The organism is Bacillus sp. jun7, assembly GCF_051034795.1.
GTDB lineage: Bacteria > Bacillota > Bacilli > Bacillales > Bacillaceae > Bacillus > Bacillus velezensis.
This window is the reverse complement of the sequence record NZ_CP093219.1, coordinates 1,063,157-1,079,985: the sequence shown is the minus strand read 5'-3', so window position 1 is coordinate 1,079,985 and position 16,829 is coordinate 1,063,157. Positions and strand designations below refer to the sequence as shown.

Genomic DNA, 16,829 nt, shown 5'->3' with positions numbered 1-16,829 from the left:
CATATGCCGCTCTTTTGCCGTTAAAGGAGCGGCGTGTTTCACTTTTCAATCCGGAAAGGAGATTGAAAAAGTCATGAACCATAAACCGAAAGCACTGCAAAAAGGCGACACGGTCGGTGTGATTGCGCCCGCAAGCCCGCCTGAGAGCGGGACGCTGCAAACCGCGCTGCTGTTTTTAGAGAATGAGCTTGGCCTTCAAGTGAAACTCGGCCGGGCGCTGAAGACCCGTCACGGCTATTTGGCGGGAGAAGATCGGGCGCGCCTCGATGATCTCCATGACATGTTTAGTGATCAGAATGTCAAAGCGGTGATATGCGCGTGCGGAGGATTCGGCACGGGCCGCATTGCCGCCGACATCGATTTCGGCTTAATCCGCCGCAATCCGAAAATTTTCTGGGGATACAGCGATATTACGTTTTTACATACCGCCATTCATCAAAATACGGGGCTCGTCACATTTCACGGCCCGATGCTGAGCACGGATGTCGGGCTTGAAGATGCTGATCCCCTGACAAAAGCGTCGTATCATCAGCTTTTTACAGAAACGGAATTCACCTATACGGAGGACATTTCTCCGCTGGAGGTGCTGACAGGCGGAAGGGCCGAGGGAGAGCTTGCGGGCGGCAATCTGTCGCTCATTACATCCACACTCGGCACGCCGTTTGAAATTGATACGAAAGACAAATTGCTGTTTATCGAGGATATTGATGAGGAGCCGTACCAAATCGACAGGATGCTGAATCAATTAAAGATGGCCGGAAAACTGTCAGACGCAGCCGGAATACTGGTCTGTGATTTTCACCAATGCGAACCGAAGCATAAAGAAAAGTCGCTTACTTTAGAGCAAGTGCTGAACGATTACATTGTCAAATCAGGGAAGCCTGCGCTTAAAGGCTTTAAAATCGGCCATTGTTCACCGAGCTTCGCCGTTCCGATCGGAGCCCGCGCAGTTATGGATACGGCGGCCAAAGCGGTAACGATTGAATCGGGGGTTTCCGGAAGGGAGTGATCAGGCGTGAGGATTACAGATATTCAAACGGGACGGATGTCCGTGCCGCTGAAAAAGCCGTTTAAGACTGCGTTGCGCACGGTTTACAATGCTGAATCGGTCATTGTGAAGCTCACTTTTGACAACGGTCTGACCGGCTGGGGCGAGGCGCCGCCGACGGTTGTCATTACAGGCGACAGCACGGACGGTATTGAAAGCGCCGTCCGCGATGTGCTGAAGCCTGCTCTCTTGGGGCGGAGCCTTTCCGGCATGGAAGCTGTTTTGTATGATATCAGCCGGCTGTTGGAAAGAAATCAAAGCGCAAAAGCCGCGGTGGATATGGCTGTATATGACGGATGGGCGCAAATGCACGGACAGCCGCTTTACCGGCTTCTCGGCGGCTATCGGAATACACTGGAAACAGATTTTACCGTCAGCGTCAATTCTCCTGAGGAGATGGCGGGGGATGCAGACCGTTATGTGAAAAAAGGATTTCATATTTTAAAGATAAAAGTCGGCATAGGTGACATATCGGACGATGTTGCCCGGATTCAGGCGATCAGATCACGTGTCGGCGGAAACGTCAAACTGAGATTGGACGCCAACCAAGGCTGGACGCCGAAAGAAGCCGTGACTGCGATCCGAAAGATGGAAGACGCCGGCCTCGGCATTGAGCTGGTCGAGCAGCCTGTTCATAAAGACGATATCGCCGGGCTGAAGCAGGTCACCGATGCCGTAGACACGCCGATTATGGCGGATGAGAGCGTCTTTACCCCCCGTCAGGCCTTTTGCGTGCTGCAGACGAGAAGCGCCGATTTAATCAATATTAAGCTGATGAAAGCGGGCGGCATAAAGCAGGCGGAAACAATCAATGCCATGGCCGAAACATGCGGCGTGGAATGCATGGTCGGCAGCATGATTGAGACCAAGCTCGGCATCACCGCCGCGGCTCATTTTGCCGCGGGCAAACGGAATGTGACAAGGTTTGATTTTGATGCGCCGCTTATGCTGAAAGATGATTTGATTAAAGGCGGCATCACATACAGCGGCAGTCAGATTACGATTCCCGATGAACCGGGTCTCGGCATTATCGGTGTGTCGATACAAGAGGAGGCGAAAAGATGAGAGCAGCCGTTACAGCGGCGGCAGCCAACGTATGGACGCTGCCGTCATCTCCCCGTTCGTATGATGCGCCGATGCTTGAAAACCCGCCGCAGATCAGAAAATGGTTAGCGTCTATGGGATATGAAGAGCGGCTGCAATTATGTACAGACAACCTTGTCCAAACGCAAGCGCTTTTCGGGGAAGAGGTGATCATTCTCAAAGAGGAAGGGGAATGGGCTTTTGTTGCCGTTCCCGGCCAGCCTTCAAACAAGGATGCGCGCGGATATCCGGGCTGGATGAAAAAAAGCCAGCTTTCAAAAGACGGCTTTTATACATCTTCCCCCGCCGTATGGATTACCAAACCGACAGCTTTTTTATATCACACAAACGGCGAACCGGACTTGGAAGTAAGTTTCTTAACGCGTCTTCCGGCATCAGGACGTGAGAACGGCTTTTTTCGGGTTGTGACGCCTCTCGGAGAACGGTTCGTAAATGAAGCTGACGCAGACGAGTACCGGCATACGGAAGGACGGGCAGCCGATGTCATCGAAACGGGCATGATGTTTCTCGGGCTTCCGTATTTATGGGGAGGACTGAGCGGTTTCGGGTTTGACTGTTCCGGGTTTATGTATTCGATATTTAAAGCAAACGGCTATACCCTTCCCCGTGATGCAAAGGACCAAGCAAAAGCCGGGTGCGGCGCGGCGGTAAACGATATCCGGCCGGCTGACCTTTTGTTTTTCGCCTATGAAGAAGGAAAAGGCGCGATCCACCATGTCGGTTTGGCGCTGGGAGACGGCCGAATGCTGCACTCCCCGAAAACGGGAAAAACAATCGAAGTGCTGTCTTTGGAAGGAACGATCTATGAAAAAGAATTATGCACCGTACGCCGCTGTATAAGCGAAAAGGGGGAATAGAAAATGACGGCATCTCCGCTCCTTGAAGTCAGCGGGCTGAAAATGCATTTTGACGCAGGAAGAAAGAAAGCCGTAAAAGCAGTCGACGGTGTCAGTTTTCACATTAAAAGAGGGGAAACATTCGGACTTGTCGGAGAATCGGGATGCGGTAAATCGACGCTCGGAAGAGTTATTCTCCGTCTGTATGACCCGACGGCCGGTTCGGTATCATATGAAGGGACGGATATACACCGTGCCGCGGCAGAACAGCGGTCGGTCTTCTTCCGCAAGCTGCAGATGATTTTCCAAGACCCTTACGCCTCGTTAAATCCGCGCCTGACCGTAAGGGAAATTATTTTAGAGCCGATGGAAATCCACAATCTTTACAATACAAGAAAAGCCCGTCTGATGATGGCGGATGAACTGCTTGAAGCTGTCGGGCTCCACCCGGATTTCGGCAGCCGGTATCCCCACGAATTCAGCGGCGGACAGAGGCAGAGAATCGGAATTGCCAGAGCGCTCTCTCTGCATCCTGAATTTATCGTGGCGGATGAGCCGATTTCCGCGCTGGATGTGTCGGTACAGGCTCAGGTCGTCAACCTTTTAAAAAGGCTTCAGAAAGAGAAAGGGCTGACATTTTTATTTATCGCCCACGATTTATCAATGGTCAAGCATATCAGCGACCGGATCGGCGTGATGTATTTGGGCCGCATGATGGAAATTACAGAAAGCGCTGCGCTTTACCGGGAACCGCTTCACCCTTATACGAAGGCCCTTTTATCCTCAATCCCGATTCCTGATCCGCTTCTTGAGGACAAGCGTGAACGGATTATTCTGAAAGGGGAGCTGCCGAGCCCCCTTAACCCGCCGAGCGGCTGTGTATTCAGGACGCGGTGTCCTGAAGCGATGGAGCTCTGCGGTAAGATAACGCCTGAGCTTGAAGAAGTGAAGGCGGGGCGTTTTGTCGCCTGCCATTTATACAAAAAAGAAAGCTGACAATATAATGTCAGCTTTCTTTTTGATTAAACCTGATGCAGAAATGACACGCAGACCGGATACGGAACCGGAATGTCAGATTGAAGCAGAGTCAATTTGCCTGTTTCCGGATCGCGTTCAAACAAAACCAGATTTCCCGTTTCTTCGTTTGACGCGACAAGGAATGTCTCGGAAGGGTCAAACGCGAAATCACGCGGCCAGTTGCCTTCTGTCGGCACCCATTCAATAAGAGACAATTCACCGGAATATTGGTTGATCTTAAAGATGGCGATGCTGTCATGTCCGCGGTTGGCGGCATAAAGAAATCTGCCGTCTTTAGATATGCGGATTGCGCTGCCTTGCGATTTGTCCGTAAAGCCTTCAGGCAAAGCGGAAATGACCTGCAGCTCTCTGAATTCACCTAAGGTCGGGTTGTATTCAAGCGCGATGACTTCATTGCTGATTTCCGTCATGACATAGGCGTATTTTTCCGCCGGATGGAAAACGATGTGGCGCGGCCCTGAACCCGGTGCGAAAGAATGAGTTTTCACCTCTGTGAGCGAACCGTTTTTCATTTGGTACGTATACAGCGTATCCGTCCCTAAATCGACGGCTGCAATGTAGTTATGCTCAGGTGTATAGCCTGCGAAATGGGTATGCGGTTTCTCTTGTCTTTCATGAGGACCTGTTCCCGTATGAGCGGCTTCGGCAGCCGGCTCCTGCAGACTTCCGTCCTCATTGACGGGAAAGGCGTGCACTTTTCCGCTGTGGTAATTAGCGGTTAACACATATTCATGTTTATCATCAATGCTGACGTGGCATGGAGACGGGCCTTCAATCAGCTGGTGGTTTACAAACGTTAATTCCCCGCTGTTCTGATGAATCTGATAGGCTGCGACGCCGCCTTTTCCGTCTGCCTTTTCAATGGAATACAGCATGCTGTTATCAGAATTCGGAGTGACGTATGTCGGGTTGCCGAGCTTTGCTGCCAGCTTCGGCCGGCTGAGCCTCTTCGCTTCTGTATCAAGTTCAAAACAATAAATGCCTTCGCTTCCGCCTTTTGTATATGTTCCCGCGTATCCTATGTACTTAGCCATTCGGTTTCCCCCTTTAGAGTCTTGTCTTCTCTATATTAACGTATCTTGAAGGAAACTGCCTTGTAAATGTTTAAGATGTTCTGACAAGCGGCAAGGTGCAGCAGCGGAAGGAACCGCCTGACTTAATAATTTCGGAAAACTCGGTTTCAATGACTGTATAACCTCTTTTTCTGAGCTCGCGGTTCGTATGGCGGTGCTGCGGCAGGCTGATAATTGTCTGATTCCCGATGGACAGGATATTCGGGCCGAGCGTGAATTGCTCTTCTTCAGGCACTTCTATCATCTCAAAACGTTCGGCGAGAAGATCAATTTCTTTCTGCCGCAAGCCATTTTTGCAGTATAGCGCTTCCGTTTCCGAGATCATATTAAATACACAGTCCAAATGTAAGAAATCCTCCTTGAGAGGGATCGGCACAACAGTCATCTCCGGCAGCGCCTCCCGCAGCTCCCGGACAGCCGCTTTATCCGTGCGCTTGCTCAGCCCGGCGTAAACGGTGCCGTCTGCGATCAAGATGTCGCCGCCTTCAATGTTCGCTTTTTTCAGTTGCGTATAAGGGATTTTCTTATCGTCAAGCAGGTCTTGAAACACTTTTTCTTCTCCCTGCCGGACTGAAGCCGCCATGTTTGAAATAAACGCCGTCTCGCCTAAGACAAATCCGATATCCCGGGTGAATACCTGCTCAGGCAATGCGGGATCGGCAGGCAGCAGGACGACTTCAATCTGATGAGATCTTAAAATGTCAATAAACTCACTATGCTGTTTGAGGGCAACGGGTATGTTAATATTTTCTTGTTGGAAATGTTTCTGCGTTCCGTTAATAATATCCTTGATGGTCATGTGTTCCGGCCGGCATAAGATGACTGTCTGCAAAGCATCAAACTCACTGCGGCAAGCCGGTTTCCGCGTGGATTTGGGAATGGATACGTCCATGTGATATCCTCCTATCGGTATTCAATGTGCGTTTATTATTCCCGGATGTGATGAATAATGAAACATTTCTGATAGAATATCTAACCAACTTAATATTTAAAATTTTAGACAAAACGAGCAAAGTATTGTTTAATAGGGTACAGATGAAATGTCAAAACGACCAGACACCAAAGGGGAGTTTAAATAATATGAAGTTGCCAGAATCAAGATTTTGCAAAGAAACAAGGGTTGTCAAGACAAGCAGGGTTTTTCCGCTTGATACGAATAATCACAATACGCTGTTTGGCGGAAAGCTGATGAGCTATATTGATGATATCGCTTCAATTTCCGCGGCCCGCCACTGCCGGTGTGAAACAGTCACGGCCTCAATGGATTCTGTAGATTTTTTGCGCCCGATCGGCCAACAGGATTCCGTATGCCTTGAATCCTACGTCACATGGGTCGGCACATCCTCTATGGAGGTGTTTGTCAAAGTCATTAAAGAACACCTGATGACGGGTGAACGCGAGCTTGCGGCAACGTCGTTTCTGACATTCGTCGCGCTCGATTCAAATGGGAAATCGGTGCGCGTTCCGCGAATCGTGCCGGAAACCGAGGAAGAAATCATGCTTCACAATACGGCCGTACAGCGCGCCGGAGAACGAAAAAACCGCTTAAAACACAGCAAGGCCCTGGCCGAGGCGCTCGGAACAGATAAGCCTTGGTAATCGTCAAACCGCTTTTTTGAAAAGCGGTTTTTTTATGCTGAAAAAGGACTTTTCCTGCCGGATCCATAATCTATTACAGGGAAAGGAGACGTGGCGTGCATGATGAAACATAAGTCTTCCGGCACCATCCTGACAACCGGGCGTATCCGTCTGCGGACTATGCGGGATGACGATGAAGACAATTTGTACGGGCTGTTTACCGACAGAGAGGTCATGAAATATTATCCTTCTCTTAAAAGCAGACGGGAAACGAAGGAATGGATTGCCTGGAACAAACGATTGGCCGCAGGATACGGCGTCAGTCTTTGGATCGCAGAGGATAAAGTGTCGGGCGCATTTCTCGGTCAATGCGGAATCGTTCCGCAGACGATAAGCGGAAACACTTTGATGGAAATCGGCTATATGTTTGCCCGCCGCCGCTGGGGCTGCGGCTATGCGACAGAGGCGGCGAACGCCTGTCTGGACTACGGTTTTCATACGCAGCAATACGGACGCATAGCGGCGCTGATTGATCCGGAAAACGCTGCCTCCGTCCGCGTCGCGGAAAAAATCGGCATGGTGCCCGGTGAGACCGTTACCAAATGGGGGAGGCGGCTGACGGTATTTGACATCACATCTGACGTTGAACGTTTCGGCGAAATGTAGTATGATACGAACAGACATGTTTTCTAGGGTTCCGCATGTTCATACATGGCCTGGTCCGAGAGAAAACACATATGCGGACATATCCCGCATATGCACACGGAGGGAAAAAAGCCCGGGAGAGTCAATCTCATGTGAGACGACTATTCCGGGCTTTTTGTATTGTCCGGAAACAGAAAGGATGAAGAACATGAAATGGGGTTTAGTGGTCATAGCGGCCGTATTTGAAGTGGTATGGGTCACCGGCCTGAAACATGCTGATTCAGCACTGACGTGGAGCGGTACGATTACGGGAATCATCATCAGTTTTTATCTATTAATCAAGGCGACGGACAGCCTGCCCGTAGGAACGGTATATGCGGTCTTTACCGGACTCGGGACAGCGGGCACCGTGCTCAGTGAAATCCTGCTTTTCAAAGAACAGGCCGATCCGGTGAAAATCTTGCTGATCGGCGTTTTGCTGATCGGTGTCATCGGATTAAAGCTGGTCACACAGGATAAGCCTGAGACGAAGGAGGAGAAGGCGTAATGCATTGGATCAGCCTGATAGCCGCGGGTCTTTGTGAAATGCTCGGGGTCATTTTAATGAATCAATTTCAAAAAGAAAAGAAATTCAAGTGGATTCTCTTCATAATCGTCGGATTTGCGGCTTCTTTTTCCCTGCTTTCTTATGCGATGGAGACGATTGCGATGGGCACGGCCTATGCGATCTGGACCGGTATCGGCACGGCGGGCGGCGCTTTAGCCGGCATTCTTTTCTACGGCGAGCAGAAGGATGCGAAGCGCATCTTTTTCATTGCGCTTATTTTGTGCGCAGCCGTAGGGCTGAAAATTCTTTCGTAAATTGATTTTTATCAAATTTTCAGTATAATCTATAATAAGTTACGAATTATGAAGATACGAGGGATTAAAACAGATGAATTCATATATGACACAGCGGCTGAAAGAATACCGCCGCGGGAATGAGGAAAAAGGGCGCCTGCTTGTCAGCTGCCCCGATCAGCCGGGAATTGTATCGGCTGTGTCCGCGTTTTTGTTTGAACACGGCGCGAATATTATTGAATCAAATCAATATACGACTGACCCTGAAGGCGGACGTTTTTTTCTCAGGATCGAATTCGACTGCAAGGGCATTCGTGAGAAAAAAGAGGATTTAAAGCAGGCGTTCGCCTCAATCGCCCAGACATTCGGCATGACATGGAGCCTCTCTCTGGCAAGTGAGCTGAAGCGAGTGGCGATCTTTGTATCCAAAGAGCTGCACTGCCTTCATGAACTCATTTGGGAATGGCAAAGCGGCAATATGATGGCCGAAATTGCGGTCGTCATCAGCAACCATGAAGAGGCGAAAGAAGTGGTCGAGCCGCTGAATATTCCGTTCCATTACATGAAAGCTAACAAAGACATCCGCGCCGAAGTTGAGCGGCGCCAGCTTGAGCTGCTGGAGCGGTATAAGATTGATGTGATCGTTCTGGCCCGCTACATGCAGATTTTGACGTCTGATTTTGTATCTGCCCATCCGAATCGGATTATTAACATCCACCATTCATTCCTGCCGGCCTTTATCGGCGCTAATCCGTATAAACGGGCTTATGAGCGCGGAGTGAAATTAATCGGCGCGACCTCTCACTATGTGACGGACGATCTTGACGAAGGGCCGATTATTGAACAGGATATTGAACGCGTCGATCACAGAGATCACGCAGAGGATCTGAAGAATATCGGCAGAACGATTGAGCGGAGCGTGTTGGCAAGAGCCGTAAAATGGCATCTGGAAGACCGCGTCATCGTTCACGGAAACAAAACGATCGTATTTAATTAATGACGGTCCGCCGGGGAGGCGGGCTGTTTTTTATGGATGAAAATGTCTTGACAAGAACCTGTTTTCTTTGCATAATATAAAAAAATCATTGAGCGTTGAAGAGGATCAGTACGCAGAACTTTCTGTGACAGAGAGCAAAATGGCCCGCTGAAACATTTTGCCGCATGAAACCTGCCGAACCTGCCTTGGAGTCCTGAGGGGAAAACTCAGGCGCGATACCTGGCGTTACAGGAAAGCGGGACGCGTGAAAAACGCGTTCAAACAAGGTGGTACCACGGAAAGCCCATTTCGTCCTTATTTTTCAGGACGGAATGGGCTTTTTTTTATTGACGAGAGCCGGTTTGGATTGATTGCCACGGAGGAGAAACGATGAAAAAACAAAGAATTGTTGTGAAAATCGGGAGCAGCTCGCTCACCAACAGTAACGGAAGTATTGATGAAGCAAAAATCAAGGAACATACGGAAGCCATTTCTTTATTAAAAGAAAACGGGCATGAAGTGATCCTCATTACCTCAGGCGCGGTGGCAGCGGGTTTTTCCGCTCTCGGCTATCCGTCGCGACCCGTTACGATAAAAGGAAAACAGGCAGCTGCCGCAGTCGGCCAGACGCTTTTAATGCAGCAATATATGGACCATTTAAAAAGATACGGTCTGACGCCGGCACAAATTTTATTAACAAGAAATGATTTCTCAAAAAGAGAGCGGTACAGAAATGCCTATGCCACCGTAATGGAACTGTTGGAGCGCGGCGTCGTGCCGATTATTAATGAGAATGATTCCACATCAGTCGAAGAGCTGACGTTCGGTGATAACGACATGCTGTCGGCGCTTGTAAGCGGTTTGATTCATGCAGACCAATTAATGATTCTCACAGACATTAACGGGCTGTACGATGCCAATCCGAATGAAAACCCGGACGCAAAGCGGTTTGACTATCTGAATGACATCACACCTGAATTGCTCGGATATGCCGGGTCAGCAGGCTCAAAGGTCGGCACCGGAGGCATGAAGTCAAAACTTCTCGCCGCTCAGACCGCATTGTCGCTCGGGGTGAAGGTGTTTATCGGAACCGGCTCCGGACGTGAAAAACTGATGGTGATTTTAGACGGAAAAGGCGACGGCACTTATATCGGCGATAAAGATCTGTCCTCAGTGAATAATACACGGCAATGGATCATGTTTCATTCTCCGATATCAGGGGAAATCATCATTGATGGGGGAGCGGAGCAGGCGATGATCCATAACGGGTCAAGTCTACTCCCGGCCGGCGTCGCCGATGTCTGCGGCAGTTTTCCGAAAGGAGCCGTAGTGGAAGTCAGAGGGCCCGGCGGCATTATCGGCAAAGGGCAGACGCAGTACTCATCCGATGAAATTTTAGAAGCCAAAGGGAAGCGGAGCGACCAGCTTTCAGGAACGAAGCAGGTGGAAGTGATTCACAGAGATGATTGGGTGAATTTATTTGACGAGGGGGAACACAAATGAGTGAAGTATTGCAAAAAGCAGCTTTGGCAAAAGAAGCGGCTGCCGAAATGGTCATGAAAACGACGGCTGAAAAAAACGAAGCGCTCCAATGTATTGCAGACGGCCTCAGAAATGAACGGCAGCTGATTTTAACAGAGAATCAGAAAGATATTGAAGCAGGACAGAAAAGAGGATTGACACCTGACATTATTGACAGGCTGACGCTTGATGAAAAACGCCTGCTCGATATCGCGGACGCTGTGGAACTGTTAATCGGTCTTGAAGATCCCGTCGGTGAATCATTGGAGACCATTCAAAAAGAGAATGGATTATTCATTGAAAAAATCCGCGTGCCTCTCGGAGTAGTAGGCATGATCTATGAAGCCAGACCGAACGTTACCGTAGACGCGGCCACACTCTGTCTGAAAACCGGAAACGCGGTTGTGCTCAGAGGAAGTTCTTCCGCCATCCACAGCAACATAGCGCTTGTCAGTGTGATGAAGCGCGCACTTGGGCTGTCAAAGCTTCCGATTGATGCCGTTCAGCTCATAGAAGATACAAGCAAAGAAACCGCCAAACAGCTCTTTACATTAAATGACGGGCTGGATGTATTGATCCCGCGCGGCGGTAAAAATTTAATTGATCTTGTGGTCAGGGAATCAACCGTACCCGTTTTAGAAACCGGAGCGGGCAATTGCCACGTGTACATAGATGAGTCAGCAGATCCTCAAATGGCAAGCGAGGTCGTCATCAATGCCAAAACACAGCGTCCTTCGGTCTGCAATGCGATTGAATCTCTTTTGATTCATGAAAAATGGGCCGAAGAACACGGACGAAAGCTGCTGAATCAGCTGACAGAAAAAGGGGTGGAGCTCCGAGGAGATCAGGTGATATGCGGGCTGGAGCCTCAAGCGAAACAAGCAGAAGAAGCCGATTGGGGAGCGGAGTACCTGGCGCCGATTCTCAGTGTGAAAACGGTGCAGGACGTACAGGAGGCGGTCCGCCACATTCAGCAGTACGGCACAAACCATTCAGAAGCCATTCTGACGGAGAACGCCGAGCATGCGGCTTACTTCCAGACCGCCGTGGACGCCGCCGCCGTGTATCATAATGCTTCAACCCGGTTTACGGACGGTTTTGAATTCGGATACGGAGCCGAGATCGGCATCAGCACGCAAAAGCTTCACGCGAGAGGGCCGATGGGGCTTCCGGCGTTAACATCTACAAAAATCATCATCAAAGGAAACGGACAAATCCGGATATAATCTTTTAAGCTTATCCTTCAAAAGGGTAAGCTTTTTTTATGCGGAAAGATTGACGGCTTCTATTATATTTTGTAAAATTAAGTTGTACACAATATAATAGAGGTGAATTTACATGACAAAACCATTATTTACTGCAACCGTTTCAGCCGCAGGCGGACGTGAAGGGAAAGTCACGTCTTCTGACGGGGTGCTGAATCTTGATGTTGCCATGCCGGGAACGCCAAGAGCAAAAAAGCTCGAACAAGCTACAAACCCTGAACAGCTGTTTGCCGCAGGATATTCAGCCTGCTTTGACAGCGCTCTTCAACTCGTAGCAAGAAAAGAGCGTCTGAGTATTGAAACAGAGGTCACTGCGCATGTCAGTCTGCTGAAAGATGAAAGAGACCAAGGATATAAACTCGGTGTTACGCTTGAGGTCAAAGCATCCGGCATTGAGAAACAGGAGCTTGAAGCCCTTATCCAAAAAGCGCACGGTGTCTGCCCGTATTCAAAAGCGACGGCGGGAAATATTGAAGTGAAGCTTCTGGCAGCAGAATAAAAATAAGGATGCCCATTCGGGGCATCCTTATTTTTTGCCGTGCAGCGTTTTCAAAACCTCATAAAGCGACTGTTTTACCTGCTTTAATTCCTCTTTTGACAGTCCCGTCTGTTCCAGCATGGCAATGGGGATATCCGCCGCTGTATTCTGCAAGGCCCGTCCTTCATCTGTGAGCCTGATCGTCACGGATCGCTCGTCTTCAGCCGACCGCTTTCTCATGATGATTCCGTGCTGCTCCATCCGTTTCAGCATCGGTGTCAGCGTTCCGGAATCCAGGTGCAAAAGCTCACCCATCCGTTTCACATTCAGTTCTTCGTGCTCCCATAATAAAAGCAGCGCCAAATACTGGGGATAAGTTACGTTGAGCTTATCAAGCAGCGGTTTGTACCGTTTCGTCATTTCCCTTGAGCTTGCGTACAGCAAAAAACATAGCTGATTCTCCAGTTTCATATGTTCAAAATCTTTTTCTGCCATTACTTCTTTCACCAACTCTTTTTTGTTAACGTTACCCCTATTGTAGCCGAAAAACGGCCCATTTCCTATTGCAATCATGTTTAAAAATATGAGCAGGGGCAATATATACAGTAAGTACAATGAGGAGGCTGATAATAATGGCATTATTTACTTCAAAAGCGACCGCAGTCGGCGGACGAGCAGGACATATTAAATCCGAAGACGGGGTGCTGGATTTTGACATCATCATGCCGAATGCAAAAAAAGACGGAGAAACCGGCACAAACCCTGAACAGCTCTTTGCGGCAGGATATGCTGCCTGCTTCGGGGGAGCGCTTGAGCTCGCCGCCCAAAAACAAAAAATCGACATGACCTCTGAAATTGAAGGACAGGTCAGCCTTTTAAAAGATGAGAGTGACGGGGGTTACAAAATCGGCGTAACGCTCGTCATTGATACAAAAGATCTTGATAAAGAAACGGCGGAGAAGCTGGTGCACGCCGCTCACGAGTTCTGTCCGTATTCAAAAGCAACAAGAGGAAATGTAGACGTCAAACTTGAATTGAAATAAAGAAACGAACGAATATCCCGGATTTCATATCCGGGATATTTTATTAACGAAAACATCAGTAATGATCTCTTCTCTCCCGGAATAAGAATACGATATAGCACTTTTGCATAATGACACCAAGAGAAAAGAGGGAGAAATCGATGTCTCTTCCAAACATACCGAACATCACCCCGGACATTACACTCTCCAGATGTGAGACCCTGAACCTCCTTCTTTCATCCGTGGCTATGGAAGAAATCGGACTATCCCATATTCTGCAGGCGGAAGCGGAAAGGATTCAAATGTTTCTCAGCGCTTCCGGCGATCCCTCCTTAGGGGAATTATCATCAATCAATAGAAGCACTGAACGGCTCCTGCGCACCGTCATGAAATCACAACTCCTTTTGCAGACGAAGCTTGAAGACATTATCTACTTACAGGATGCTGAAGCCTGTATAGACCCGGACGATCCAAGTAATCCGAGTGATCCAGGCGATCCTGATGACCCGTGGAATCCGGACGACCCAAGTAATCCGAGTGATCCCGGTGATCCTGATGACCCGTGGAATCCGGACGACCCAAGTAATCCGAGTGATCCGGGCGATCCTGATGACCCGTGGAATCCGGACGATCCCAGTGATCCGGAAGATCCGTGTGACGACCTGTTTTACGGCCGTATTGGCTGCTGTGAGTGCGGGGATTGTGAGGACTGCGATTGGAAGAAAAAAGGCGGGGAGCGTTCATAAAAAAAGAGACGGGTGAAGCATATGCCGTATCCGAGCATCTCAAAAGCGAAACAGACATCTTTTGAAGCCTTGCATTGTCTCACGATGGCGCTGTTAAATATATTATCTGTGACCGTGGATAAAAGAAGGGGTTCAAATTACAAAGAAGAAATCAGGCTGTTCTCCGCATTGTGCCGCTGGCAGATGGAAACGGGCGGCCGGCTGTTTTTAATGATCAGCTTGGAAGAAGAACAGAAGCAGATGTATGCGCGGCACTTTCATGAAATGAAGACAGTGACGGAACGAACGAAAAAATTCATTTGTGAAAGCCCGCGCGAATTCCGGGCGCATCCCATTACGAAGCGGGCTGTCAGGCAGCTTCAGGAATGGGATGCAGAATCAACTGCCGAACCTGCCGTCAGATGGGTGCGGCCTGTCATCATAACGATGAACGGCACTCCTGGACGGCCTTGGTTCAATCAACAACTCCAAAATCGGGAAAGGTGAGAAAATGAGCGGAAATGCTGAATGTAAACTGACTCTTTGCATGATTGTGAAAAACGAGGAGAGATATATCTCCCGTTGTTTATCAAGTGTACAAGACATCGCTGATGAGATCGTCATCGCAGACACCGGATCACAAGATAATACAAAAGATATATGTAAAAGCTTTCAGGCAAGAGTGTTTGATTTCGAATGGGAGAATGATTTCGCAAAGGCCAGAAATTACGCCCTGCAGCATGCCGAAGGGGATTGGATATTAGTGCTTGACGCGGATGAAGAGCTCGATCAGGAGACGGGCCGTTTTTTAACTTCTCTGCTTCATGACGGATTACCGAGCCGGGGACTTTTGAAAATCATCAATTATACGGGGAAGCAGCTCGATGAAAACGAAGCGTTTGAAAGCATGCAGCCGAGGCTGTTCCGCAATCATAAAGGCCTTCTGTATCAAGGCAGAATTCACGAGAATATCTCGGCTCCCAATGAGGAAGAAAACAATGCTTTTTTCACGCTCCCATGTGTGATTCATCACTACGGCTACTTGGAGCAGGAAGAAAAAATCAAACAAAAACATAAACGGAATATCAGCATATTAAATGAAGAACTTTCAGAGGAAAATCCTGATCCGTGGCTAGTCTATCATCTGGCAAGTGAATGTTACAGAATAAAAGACTATGAAAAAGCATTACATCTTGTCAACGGCTCAATATTTCAATTTTTAAGTGAGAAACGAATGCCTCCGTCTCTTCTGTATTTTCTAAAATATACAATATTGCTTGAGATCAAGCGATATGAAGAAGCCGAACAAGGGATTGAAAAAGTGCTCAAGCTTTATCCTGATTACAGCAATCTTCATTATTATAAAGGCCTTGTATTATATCATTTGGAAAAGTACAGAGCGGCAATCAAAGCATTTGAAGCCGGAACGCAGGTTGAAGGAGAAAACGCTGATCACTTCATTTTAAAAGGTGCCGCCGATTTCAGAGCTTTTTATTATATGGCGAAATGCCATGCTGCATTAAACCATGATATGACGGCCATCGCTTACGCCAAAAAATCCGTGAAATTCAATCCGCAATTTAAACCCGCGCAAGAACTTCTGTCTCAATTAAAAAAGGATCAGCGGACAAACGCCTGATCCTTTTTTTGCATGTTCCATTAAGATAATCGAATAATGTTTAAAGCTGCGCCGGCACTTCCTCTAAGCAATGTGGCCGCACCCAATAATCCGAACAGCTGGAGCTGAATGGTGCTGCCTGCTGTCAAAGTCACAATAAAGGAGTTATTGAAGCTTGCCAAAGACGCGACCGGGGCAATAATCGAACTTGCAGCCGGAGTGCCGTTGATTAAGATGCGCGAACTTACTAGCAGGCCGGCCGTTAAATTAATATGGTAGGAAATATAGTACCGTCCTGCCGGAGCAACGGTGAATACAGTATTTGCGGCATTAGCGGTAATATCCGCTGAGAGGTTTTGTTCATTCGGTAAGGAAATGTCCGTGCCGCCGACAATAACTGCGACAACACCGCCGCCCGTATTGCTCGCATAGCCGGAAGTGGCTGTCAGACTTGTTCCGGTGCTTCCCGGAGGCCCTGTAATGCCGGTAGCCCCGGTAACTCCGGTCGGTCCTGTAACGCCAGTAATTCCAGTTGATCCAGTGCCGCCAGTAGCCCCGGTAATTCCGGTCGGTCCTGTTGGCCCCGTCGCTCCGGCTGGTCCCGTCGGCCCCGTGGCACCAGTCGGTCCCGCCAGTGTAGGGATATTTGAGATACTGTCCAATTTTGAACCGGGAAGGAGCTCCTGTTTCATTAAGCTGTCAAGCGTATCCCGGACGCTCTCATTCAGGTTAAGAATATCCGCAAGACTTGACGGGGGTCCTGTTAATCCGGGGATCGTTCCGAGCGCGTATTGGATTTTTTCCCCTTCCGCATTCAGAATATGTGCCATTCCCAGCTCTTCCATAGCAATTGACGAAAGAAGAAGGTTAATGGTATCGTCTCTGGACAGTGTAACGACAGGGGTGATATTGGGCAAATTAGGCTGTGACACAATGTCCCTCCTTATGAGTTGGCTGAAAATCATTTTATTGCGAACAAAGTTCCCCCAAATGAGCGTAAGCAGTACTGTATCATTATATTCACTGATTCTGTCCAAGTTTCTGAACGAATTCCCTTCATTA

20 protein-coding genes, 1 riboswitch and 1 other annotated feature are annotated in these 16,829 nt (G+C 48.7%); of the genes, 16 read left to right on the top strand and 4 right to left on the bottom strand.

Going from position 1 to position 16,829, the window contains the following annotated elements; genetic code table 11:
* Positions 1 to 73: 73 nt before the first annotated feature.
* The 4 genes from MJQ52_RS04620 to MJQ52_RS04605 are packed head-to-tail and all read left to right on the top strand — an operon-like array spanning position 74 to position 3,984.
* Positions 74 to 1,009 (top strand): S66 peptidase family protein, encoded by a 936-nt coding sequence (locus tag MJQ52_RS04620; RefSeq protein ID WP_007407244.1) that lies wholly within the window; start codon positions 74 to 76, stop codon positions 1,007 to 1,009.
* A 36-nt stretch (positions 1,010 to 1,045) separates the two neighbouring features.
* Positions 1,046 to 2,113, top strand: a complete 1,068-nt coding sequence (locus MJQ52_RS04615; protein ID WP_205747600.1) for a dipeptide epimerase — start codon at positions 1,046 to 1,048, stop codon at positions 2,111 to 2,113.
* A complete protein-coding gene (locus MJQ52_RS04610) occupies positions 2,110 to 3,009 on the top strand; it encodes a C40 family peptidase (RefSeq protein WP_094247012.1) in 900 nt (299 codons plus the stop codon). The genes MJQ52_RS04615 and MJQ52_RS04610 overlap by 4 nt, the downstream gene beginning before the upstream one ends.
* 3 nt (positions 3,010 to 3,012) lie before the next feature.
* The gene (locus MJQ52_RS04605) at positions 3,013 to 3,984 is read left to right on the top strand and encodes an ABC transporter ATP-binding protein (RefSeq protein WP_071391950.1); all 972 of its coding nucleotides are present in this window, start codon (positions 3,013 to 3,015) and stop codon (positions 3,982 to 3,984) included.
* A 26-nt stretch (positions 3,985 to 4,010) separates the two neighbouring features.
* Here the strand turns inward: MJQ52_RS04605 and MJQ52_RS04600 are convergent, their stop codons facing one another.
* The gene (locus MJQ52_RS04600; protein WP_024085204.1) at positions 4,011 to 5,060 is read right to left on the bottom strand and encodes a lactonase family protein; all 1,050 of its coding nucleotides are present in this window, start codon (positions 5,058 to 5,060) and stop codon (positions 4,011 to 4,013) included.
* 70 nt (positions 5,061 to 5,130) lie between these two features.
* On the bottom strand, positions 5,131 to 5,991 hold the full coding sequence (locus MJQ52_RS04595; protein ID WP_094247011.1) for a dimethylarginine dimethylaminohydrolase family protein: 861 nt from the start codon (positions 5,989 to 5,991) through the stop codon (positions 5,131 to 5,133).
* Positions 5,992 to 6,179: 188 nt separating this feature from the next.
* Here MJQ52_RS04595 and MJQ52_RS04590 point away from each other — a divergent pair, with 188 nt between their 5' ends.
* From MJQ52_RS04590 to MJQ52_RS04555, 8 genes are all read left to right on the top strand, one after another.
* Positions 6,180 to 6,698: an acyl-CoA thioesterase gene (locus tag MJQ52_RS04590; protein ID WP_017417623.1), complete on the top strand. Its 519-nt coding sequence runs from the start codon at positions 6,180 to 6,182 to the stop codon at positions 6,696 to 6,698.
* 99 nt (positions 6,699 to 6,797) lie between these two features.
* Positions 6,798 to 7,343 carry a GNAT family N-acetyltransferase gene (locus MJQ52_RS04585; RefSeq protein WP_094247010.1) on the top strand — a complete coding sequence of 182 codons (546 nt, stop codon included), beginning with the start codon at positions 6,798 to 6,800 and terminating at the stop codon, positions 7,341 to 7,343.
* A gap of 12 nt (positions 7,344 to 7,355) precedes the next feature.
* Positions 7,356 to 7,464, top strand: a riboswitch (guanidine-I (ykkC/yxkD leader).
* Positions 7,465 to 7,530: 66 nt separating this feature from the next.
* Positions 7,531 to 7,869, top strand: coding sequence for a DMT family transporter (locus MJQ52_RS04580; protein ID WP_070081695.1), 339 nt, complete (start codon positions 7,531 to 7,533; stop codon positions 7,867 to 7,869).
* Positions 7,869 to 8,183, top strand: coding sequence for a DMT family transporter (locus tag MJQ52_RS04575; RefSeq protein WP_032874649.1), 315 nt, complete (start codon positions 7,869 to 7,871; stop codon positions 8,181 to 8,183). Before MJQ52_RS04580 ends, MJQ52_RS04575 begins: the two co-directional genes overlap by 1 nt.
* A 73-nt stretch (positions 8,184 to 8,256) precedes the next feature.
* Positions 8,257 to 9,159, top strand: a complete 903-nt coding sequence (gene purU / locus MJQ52_RS04570) for a formyltetrahydrofolate deformylase (RefSeq protein WP_017417625.1) — start codon at positions 8,257 to 8,259, stop codon at positions 9,157 to 9,159.
* A gap of 86 nt (positions 9,160 to 9,245) precedes the next feature.
* Positions 9,246 to 9,458, top strand: a binding site (T-box leader).
* Positions 9,459 to 9,528: 70 nt separating this feature from the next.
* Entirely contained in the window at positions 9,529 to 10,641 is a 1,113-nt protein-coding gene (gene proB, locus MJQ52_RS04565) for a glutamate 5-kinase (protein ID WP_044053138.1), read from the top strand.
* The gene (proA, locus tag MJQ52_RS04560) at positions 10,638 to 11,885 is read left to right on the top strand and encodes a glutamate-5-semialdehyde dehydrogenase (RefSeq protein ID WP_094247009.1); all 1,248 of its coding nucleotides are present in this window, start codon (positions 10,638 to 10,640) and stop codon (positions 11,883 to 11,885) included. The genes proB and proA overlap by 4 nt, the downstream gene beginning before the upstream one ends.
* Before the next feature lie 112 nt (positions 11,886 to 11,997).
* Complete coding sequence (locus tag MJQ52_RS04555; RefSeq protein ID WP_015388339.1) at positions 11,998 to 12,423, top strand: organic hydroperoxide resistance protein; 426 nt, start codon at positions 11,998 to 12,000, stop codon at positions 12,421 to 12,423.
* Positions 12,424 to 12,450: 27 nt separating this feature from the next.
* Here MJQ52_RS04555 and MJQ52_RS04550 read toward each other — a convergent pair whose 3' ends face one another.
* The gene (locus MJQ52_RS04550; RefSeq protein WP_014304877.1) at positions 12,451 to 12,897 is read right to left on the bottom strand and encodes a MarR family winged helix-turn-helix transcriptional regulator; all 447 of its coding nucleotides are present in this window, start codon (positions 12,895 to 12,897) and stop codon (positions 12,451 to 12,453) included.
* A 137-nt stretch (positions 12,898 to 13,034) separates the two neighbouring features.
* Here MJQ52_RS04550 and MJQ52_RS04545 point away from each other — a divergent pair, with 137 nt between their 5' ends.
* The 4 genes from MJQ52_RS04545 (at position 13,035) to MJQ52_RS04530 (ending at position 15,788) form a co-directional block, all read left to right on the top strand.
* Positions 13,035 to 13,445 carry an organic hydroperoxide resistance protein gene (locus MJQ52_RS04545; protein WP_003154758.1) on the top strand — a complete coding sequence of 137 codons (411 nt, stop codon included), beginning with the start codon at positions 13,035 to 13,037 and terminating at the stop codon, positions 13,443 to 13,445.
* Between the two features lie 140 nt (positions 13,446 to 13,585).
* Entirely contained in the window at positions 13,586 to 14,170 is a 585-nt protein-coding gene (locus MJQ52_RS04540; RefSeq protein ID WP_003154757.1) for a hypothetical protein, read from the top strand.
* A 21-nt stretch (positions 14,171 to 14,191) separates the two neighbouring features.
* Positions 14,192 to 14,656, top strand: coding sequence for a hypothetical protein (locus tag MJQ52_RS04535; protein ID WP_003154756.1), 465 nt, complete (start codon positions 14,192 to 14,194; stop codon positions 14,654 to 14,656).
* A gap of 4 nt (positions 14,657 to 14,660) precedes the next feature.
* Positions 14,661 to 15,788, top strand: coding sequence for a glycosyltransferase (locus MJQ52_RS04530; RefSeq protein ID WP_094247007.1), 1,128 nt, complete (start codon positions 14,661 to 14,663; stop codon positions 15,786 to 15,788).
* Positions 15,789 to 15,808: 20 nt separating this feature from the next.
* On the opposite strand, the gene MJQ52_RS04525 is transcribed toward MJQ52_RS04530, so the two are convergent.
* Positions 15,809 to 16,699 carry a BclA C-terminal domain-containing protein gene (locus MJQ52_RS04525; RefSeq protein ID WP_094247006.1) on the bottom strand — a complete coding sequence of 297 codons (891 nt, stop codon included), beginning with the start codon at positions 16,697 to 16,699 and terminating at the stop codon, positions 15,809 to 15,811.
* Between the last annotated feature and the right edge of the window lie 130 nt (positions 16,700 to 16,829).